Source organism: Sphingomonas sp. GM_Shp_2, from assembly GCF_026540875.1.
GTDB classification, from domain to species: domain Bacteria; phylum Pseudomonadota; class Alphaproteobacteria; order Sphingomonadales; family Sphingomonadaceae; genus Sphingomonas; species Sphingomonas carotinifaciens.
Map to the genome: position 1 here is coordinate 1 of NZ_JALNUQ010000086.1, position 6,917 is coordinate 6,917.

General features: G+C 67.1%; 7 protein-coding genes. 4 read left to right on the plus strand and 3 right to left on the minus strand.

All coding sequences use genetic code 11. From position 1 onward, the window contains the following. Positions 1 to 228 (minus strand): hypothetical protein (locus OXR08_RS18290; RefSeq protein ID WP_267352073.1); only part of this gene is annotated, 228 nt, incomplete at its 3' end. Between OXR08_RS18290 and cyoA the strand changes: the two genes are divergently transcribed. The 4 genes from cyoA to cyoD are packed head-to-tail and all read left to right on the plus strand — an operon-like array spanning position 146 to position 4,003. Beyond that, complete coding sequence (gene cyoA / locus OXR08_RS18295; protein WP_267352071.1) at positions 146 to 943, plus strand: ubiquinol oxidase subunit II; 798 nt, start codon at positions 146 to 148, stop codon at positions 941 to 943. The two genes, OXR08_RS18290 and cyoA, sit on opposite strands and share 83 nt — an antisense overlap. Next, complete coding sequence (cyoB, locus tag OXR08_RS18300; RefSeq protein ID WP_211368560.1) at positions 940 to 2,952, plus strand: cytochrome o ubiquinol oxidase subunit I; 2,013 nt, start codon at positions 940 to 942, stop codon at positions 2,950 to 2,952. The genes cyoA and cyoB overlap by 4 nt, the downstream gene beginning before the upstream one ends. Next, positions 2,949 to 3,596: a cytochrome (ubi)quinol oxidase subunit III gene (locus OXR08_RS18305; protein ID WP_149681114.1), complete on the plus strand. Its 648-nt coding sequence runs from the start codon at positions 2,949 to 2,951 to the stop codon at positions 3,594 to 3,596. The genes cyoB and OXR08_RS18305 overlap by 4 nt, the downstream gene beginning before the upstream one ends. Then, complete coding sequence (gene cyoD / locus OXR08_RS18310) at positions 3,593 to 4,003, plus strand: cytochrome o ubiquinol oxidase subunit IV (RefSeq protein ID WP_267352064.1); 411 nt, start codon at positions 3,593 to 3,595, stop codon at positions 4,001 to 4,003. The genes OXR08_RS18305 and cyoD overlap by 4 nt, the downstream gene beginning before the upstream one ends. Before the next feature lie 7 nt (positions 4,004 to 4,010). Here the strand turns inward: cyoD and treF are convergent, their stop codons facing one another. Together treF and OXR08_RS18320 are read right to left on the minus strand one after the other, a co-directional pair. Further along, positions 4,011 to 5,537, minus strand: a complete 1,527-nt coding sequence (treF, locus tag OXR08_RS18315; protein ID WP_267352067.1) for an alpha,alpha-trehalase TreF — start codon at positions 5,535 to 5,537, stop codon at positions 4,011 to 4,013. Beyond that, on the minus strand, positions 5,534 to 6,917 hold a 1,384-nt coding region (locus OXR08_RS18320; RefSeq protein ID WP_267352069.1), incomplete at its 5' end, for a glycogen debranching enzyme. The genes treF and OXR08_RS18320, both read right to left, overlap by 4 nt.

Genomic DNA, 6,917 nt, shown 5'->3' on the forward strand with positions numbered 1-6,917 from the left:
GACCAGTTGGGAGCCGCCATCTCTCAGGCGACAGCGGTGGAACGAACGACGCGCGGCATCGTTGACGCGCGGAATGACCGCGCCCCTCCGTCTTGGCAGCGTGCCCGCGCTGTGCCTGTTGGCGCTTGGCGGTTGTCGTTCGGGTGTGCTCGATCCGGCCGGGCCCATTGCCGCTGGCGAGCGGTCCTTGCTGTTCAATTCGCTGGCGATCATGTTGATGATCGTCATCCCCGTGATCGTGATGGCGATCGGCTTCGCATGGTGGTTCCGCGCGAGCAACGAACGGGCCAAGCATCTGCCGAAATGGGCCTATTCGGGGCGGCTGGAACTGCTCGTCTGGTCGATCCCGGCGCTGGCGATCATCTTTCTGGGCGGGATCGGCTGGATCGGCAGCCACGAATATGATCCGCCCAAACCGATCGCGTCGCGCGCACGGGCGATGACGGTCGAGGTGGTATCGCTCGATTGGAAATGGCTGTTCATCTATCCCGAACAGGGCATTGCGACCGTCAACCGGCTGGTCCTGCCGGTGGGCGTACCGGTGCGGTTCCGCATCACCTCCGCCACCGTGATGAACAGCTTCTTCGTGCCGCAACTGGGCAGCCAGATCTATGCGATGGCGGGGATGGATTCGACGCTGCACCTGCGCGCCGACCGACCGGGGCGGTATCGCGGGCTATCCGCGCATTATAGCGGCGAGGGATTTGCCGACATGGATTTCATCGCGCAGGCCGTCCCCCCTGCCGCCTTTGCGCAGTTCGTGACGGCGGCGCGGGGGCAGGGGCCGGTGCTGGACTGGCCCGGCTTCGTGGTTCTGAACAAGCAGAGCACGGATGTGACGCCCTATAGCTACCGTGCGGTGCAGCCGCGGCTGTACGACATCATCGTCGCCCGCTCGGGTGCGCCGGTGAGCGAGACCGCGCATGATGGGCGGGAGCATTGAGCGTGCTCGGCAAGCTGGGCTGGGACGCGATCCCGTTTCACGAGCCGATGCCGCTGATCGCGTTCGGCGTGGCGGTGACGGGCATTCTGGCGCTGCTGATCTGGACGTGGCGCGCCGGGCACTTCCCCTATCTGTGGCGCGAATGGATCACCTCGGTCGATCACAAGCGGATCGGGGTGATGTATTGCCTGCTGGCCGGCGTGATGCTGCTGCGCGGCTTTTCGGACGCGCTGCTGATGCGTTCGCAACAGGCGATCGCGCAAGGGAATGGCGGGTATCTGCCGCCCGAACATTACGACCAGATATTTTCCGCGCACGGCACGATCATGATCTTCTTCGTGGCGATGCCGTTCATGATCGGGCTGATGAACTTTGCGGTGCCGCTGCAACTGGGCGTGCGCGACGTGGCGTTTCCGACGCTCAATTCGGTCAGCTTCTGGCTGACGGCGAGCGGGGCGCTGCTGCTGAACCTGAGCCTCGTCATCGGCGAGTTCGCCAAGACGGGGTGGCTGGTCTATCCGCCGCTGTCCGAACTGCGCTTCTCCCCCGGTGTCGGCGTCGATTATTATCTGTGGTCGCTGCAGATATCGGGTGTCGGCACGCTGCTGTCGGGGGTGAACCTGGTCACCACCATCCTGAAGATGCGCGCGCCGGGCATGGGCTATACGCGCATGCCGATGTTCTGCTGGACGTCGCTGGCGTCCAACCTGTTGATCGTGGCGGCCTTCCCGATCCTGACCGCGACGCTGGCGATGCTGATCCTCGACCGGTATCTGGGGTTCCACTTCTTCACGAACGAACTGGGCGGCAACCAGATGATGTTCGTGAACCTGATCTGGGCCTGGGGGCATCCGGAGGTCTATATCCTGATCCTGCCGGCGTTCGGGGTGTTTTCCGAGGTGGTCTCGACCTTTTCGGGCAAGCCCCTGTTCGGATACCGGTCGATGGTGATCGCCACCATGGTGATCTGCATCCTGTCCTTCATGGTGTGGCTGCACCATTTCTTCACGATGGGGGCAGGGGCGGACGTCAACGGCTTCTTCGGCGTGACGACGATGATCATCGCGGTGCCGACGGGGGTGAAGGTCTTCAACTGGCTGTTCACCATGTATGGCGGGCGCATCCGCTTCACCTCGATGATGCTGTGGTCGATCGGGTTCATCGTCACCTTTGCCATCGGTGGAATGACGGGCGTGCTGCTGGCGATCCCGCCGGCCGATTTCGTGCTGCACAACTCGCTGTTCCTGGTCGCGCATTTCCACAACGTCATCATCGGCGGGGTGCTGTTCGGCGCCTTTGCCGGCTTCACCTACTGGTTTCCCAAGATGTTCGGCTTCATGCTCGACGAACGCTGGGGCAAGCGCGCGTTCTGGCTGTGGCTGTCGGGTTTCTACCTCGCCTTCATGCCGCTCTACGTACTGGGGCTGATGGGCATGACGCGGCGGATGCAGCATTACGACGTGCCCGAATGGCAACCCTGGCTGATCGCGGCGGGCGCGGGTGCGCTGCTGATCGCGGGCGGCATCGCGTGTCAGGTGATGATGCTCTATGTCTCGATCCGCGATCGCAAGCGGCTGATCGACGAAAGCGGCGACCCCTGGGACGGGCGGACGCTGGAATGGATCACCGCCTCGCCGCCGCCGACCTTCAACTTCGCCGCATTGCCCGACGTGACAGGCGAGGATGCCTATTGGGAGCTGAAGTCCAAGGCGCGCGAGAAGAAGGTGTTGAGCGAGCGGCCCGACTATGAACCGATCGAGATGCCGCGCAACTCGCCGACCGGCATCATCTGCGCCGTGTTCGCCACCGCGATGGGCTTTGCGCTGATCTGGCACATCTGGTGGATGGTGATCGCCGGCTTCCTGGGGGCATGGGCGACCTTTGTCGTCTTCGCATGGCGGGACGAGCCCGAATATGTGATCTCTGCCGACGAGGTGAAGCAGCAGGACGATGCGCGGCGCCAGGGCAAGGCGACGCTGTTGGACCTGCCCGAAGAGGCCGCGACATGAGCGGCGCGGCCGACGCCAGCCGGCATGGCGACCCGCACAAGCTGGGGCATGGCGAGCGCCCGGCGAGCGAGCGGGGCCCCGCGCCCAAGCGGATCGTGGTGTCCTACGGCTTCTGGATCTTCCTGCTGTCGGACTTCATCATGTTTTCCGGCTTCTTCGCGGCCTATGCGGTGCTGGTCGGCGAGACGGCGGGCGGGCCGACCGGGCGCGACATCTTCGAGGTGCCGCTGGTCGCCACCGAGACGGCGCTGCTGCTCGCCTCCAGCTTCACCTGCGGGCTGGCGGGGATCGCGATGCTGGCGGAGAGCCGGCGCTGGTTCCAGGTCGCGATGGCCGCGACCGCGCTGTTCGGGTTCGGCTTCCTCTGCCTGGAGGCCTATGAGTTCCTGCACCTGATCGGGGAAGGGCATGGGCCGTCGCGCAGCGCTTTCCTGTCCGCCTTCTTCGCGCTGGTCGGGTGCCACGGCGTGCACGTCACGCTCGGTCTGTTGTGGCTGACGACGATGATGGCGCAGGTCTGGGCCAAGGGATTTCGAGAGGATATCGCGCGGCGGATGATGTGCTTCAGCCTGTTCTGGCATGCGCTGGACATCGTCTGGGTCGCGCTGTTCACCATGGTCTATCTGATGGGAACGCACGGATGAGCGACACCCGCACCCAGGACAGCGGCAGCGGCGGGCTGGACGAAACCCCGCAGGACGACAAGGCGCCCGGCAGCCGGTCCGCCGAGCATGACATCCCTGCGGCGCTGCGCAGCTATGCGATCGGTTTCGGACTGGCGGCGATGCTGACCGCGGCGAGCTTCTATGTGGCGACAAGCGACCTGGTATGGGGGCCGGGCATTCCCGTCGCGCTGGTCGCGCTGGCGATCGGCCAGATGGGGGTGCACCTCGTCTTCTTCCTGCACATCACGACGGGGCCCGACAATACGAACAACGTGCTGGCGCTGGCGTTCGGCGTGTTGATCGTCGGGCTGGTGCTGATCGGATCGCTGTGGATCATGAACCATCTGGATCACAACCTGATGGGCCATGGGCTGATGCAACCCTAGCGGGGCGTCAGCGCTCCGCCAGCAGGGCCCGGGTGACGCCGTTGGTCCAGCCGAAGCCGTCCTGATTGGGATATTCGCCGCCGCCGCCGGGGCGACGTTCGCGAACGTCATATTTTTCCAGCAGCTTGCCGCTCGATGCATATTCGCGCTGCACCGAGGCGAGCCATGCCGCCTTGATCCGGTCGGCGGGGGCGGCGTGGCCGTAGCGGCGCAGGCCCTGGATCGCGATCCATTGCAGCGGCGCCCAGCCATTCGGGTCGTCCCATTGCTGGCCGCTGGCGGTCAGCGTGGTGCGCAGGCCCCCCTGGCCGATAAAGGGTGCGAGTGCTTCAGCGGTGGCGGTCGCCTGGTCGGGGCTGGCGGCGCCGACGAACAGCGGGAAGGCCATGGCGGCGGTGCGGGCATCGGCCGGGCGACCGGTGTCGAGATCATAATCGGCGAAATAGCCGTTCGGGTTCCACATCAGCCGCCGGATCGCAGCCTCGCGCGCGGTGGCGCGGGCGGCGAAGCCGGTGGTGCAGGCGGTGTCGCGCAGGGCGCGGCAATTGTCGGCGATGGTGCGCTCCATCCCCAGCATCAGGCTGTTGAGGTCGACGGGCGCCAGCCGCGTGGTGCGGATGGTGGCAAGCGTGCGACCGTCCGCCAGCCAGCGCGAGGAAAAGTCCCAGCCGCTTTCCGCCGCCGCGCGCAGGTCGCGGTAGAGCTGCCCGGCGTCACGGCTCGGGGTGGCGGCGGCCAGTTCGGCATCCTCGCGGTAGCTTTCGTCGCGCGGATCGGCGCGGTCGTCCCAATAGCGGTTGAGGAGCGTGCCATCGGCGAGGCGCACGGCGCGGGCATGCTGCTCGCCGGGCCTCAGCCGATCGGCGCCGGCCATCCAATAGGCGTGTTCGGCGCGCAGCTGACGGGTGCGGGTCGCCAGCGTCTTCGCATCCCTCGACATCGCCTGGATCAGGTAGAAGACGGGTGGCTGCGAGCGGCTGAGATAATAGGTGCGGGTGCCGTTGGGGATATGGCCGTAGCGGTCGACCAGGCTGCCGAAATTGCGCACCTGATCCTCGACCAGATCCTGACGCCCGGCCAGCGGCAGGCCGAGCATCGAGAACCAGCTGTCCCAGTAATACATTTCGCGGAAGCGTCCGCCAGGCACGACATAGCGGTGCGGCAGCGTCAGCGCGGACGAGCCGGGCGCGACCCTGGTGGTGACGCGGGTGAGTTGCGGCCAGAGCTGGTCGATGTGCTGCGCGATGGGCAGGCGTTGCTGGGTGGTGCCGCTGGGGGTGATCGGCAGGGTGAAGTTGGCGAGGACAAAGGCGCGCAGCTTCGCCTTGTCGGTGGCGCAGTCGCAGAGGCGGTAGGCGGCGAGGATCGCGCGGTCGCCGCGGCGGGGCTCGGCATCGGCAAAGGTCTTGGAGTCGGGGAAAAGCTGCGCCATCTGCACGTCACGATAGAGCGCGCCGTAGCGCTGGGCCGGCGACAGCGGGGTGGCGGCCAGCGCGACCAGGGTGAGCGGCAGCAGGGCGAGGCGGGTCTTCAAGGGCGGCTCTCCAGCAGGGTGGCGCGCGACAGCGTCACGCGGGCATTCGGTCGATCGATGCGCAGGACGAGCGTTTCCGTCGCCATCGGGAGGCGCAGGACGAAGCCTTGTGCATCGGCCCAACGCTCCGGCGTCATCGGCCGGTCCGACAGATCGCGCCAATCGGCCGCCGCCAGCCATGCGGGATCGGCGAGCGGCGTGCCGCGGCGGAAGGCGGAGAGCGCGGCGACGAACGCCTCAAGATCGGTGTCGCGGGCCGTCCAGTCGATCCACGTCGTGTCGTTGTCCTGGGCGTAGGCGTTGTTGTTGCCGTGCTGGCTGCGGGAGAATTCGTCGCCGGCGGTGAGCATGGGGGTGCCCTTGGAGGCGAAGAGGGTGGCGAGCAGGGCGCGCGCGGAGGCGTCGCGGGAGGCGCGGATGGCGGGGTCGTCCGTTGCGCCCTCGGTGCCGTGGTTCCAGGCGATTTCGTCGGCATGGCCGTCGCGATTGTGTTCGCCATTGGCGTGGTTGTGGCGGTGGGCGTGGGCGAGCGTATCGGCGAGGGTGAAGCCGTCATGCGCGGCGAGGAAGTTGACGGAGCGGGTGGCGGCGCCGGAGAAGAGGTCGGACGAGCCGGCGATGCGGGTGGCGAGCGTGCCGGCGGCGCCGTCACCGCGCCAGAAGCGGCGAACGTCGTCGCGGTAGCGGTCGTTCCATTCGAGCCATGTGTCTGGAAACTGGCCAAGTTGATAGCCGCCTGGGCCAATGTCCCAGGGTTCGGCGATCATGAGGCGGGAGGCGAGGTGGGGATCGGCGGCGAGGTCGGTGAAGAGGGGCGCCTGGGGGTCGAAGCCGGGGTCGCGGGCGAGGATGGGGGCGAGGTCGAAGCGGAAGCCGTCGACCCCGGCGCGAGCGAAGTGGCGGAGGGTGTCGAGGATCAGCGCGCGGATGTGCGGGCGGCCGGTGGCGAGCGTGTTGCCGGTGCCGGTGTCGTTGATGAGCGTGCCGTCGGCCGCCGTGGCGTAGGCGTCCGGGTCGTAGCCGCGAAAGGAGAGGGTGGGGCCGTGGATGTCGCTTTCGCCGGTATGGTTGAAGACGAGATCGAGGATGGTGCCGATCCCTGCGTCGCGCAGCGCGGCGACCGTGGCGACCAGTTCGGCGACGCCGCCGGGGACGAGGCGCGGGTCGAGCGCCATCGGCACCACGGGGTTGTAGCCCCAGGCGTTGGTGAGGCCGAGGGGGGGTAGGTGCCGTTCGTCGATCCAGGCGGTGATCGGCATGAGTTCGACCGCGGCGACGCCGAGCTTTTGCAGATGGGCGACGATCGCAGGATGGGCGAGCGCGGCGAGCGTGCCGCGTTGTTCGGGAGGCACGTCCGGATGGCGCATGGTGAAGCCGCGG

Coding starts and splice junctions, on each gene's coding strand:
- cyoD (WP_267352064.1), top strand. CDS start 3,593: ATGAGCGACACCCGCACCCAGGACAGCGGCAGCGGCGGGCTGGACGAA.
- OXR08_RS18305 (WP_149681114.1), top strand. CDS start 2,949: ATGAGCGGCGCGGCCGACGCCAGCCGGCATGGCGACCCGCACAAGCTG.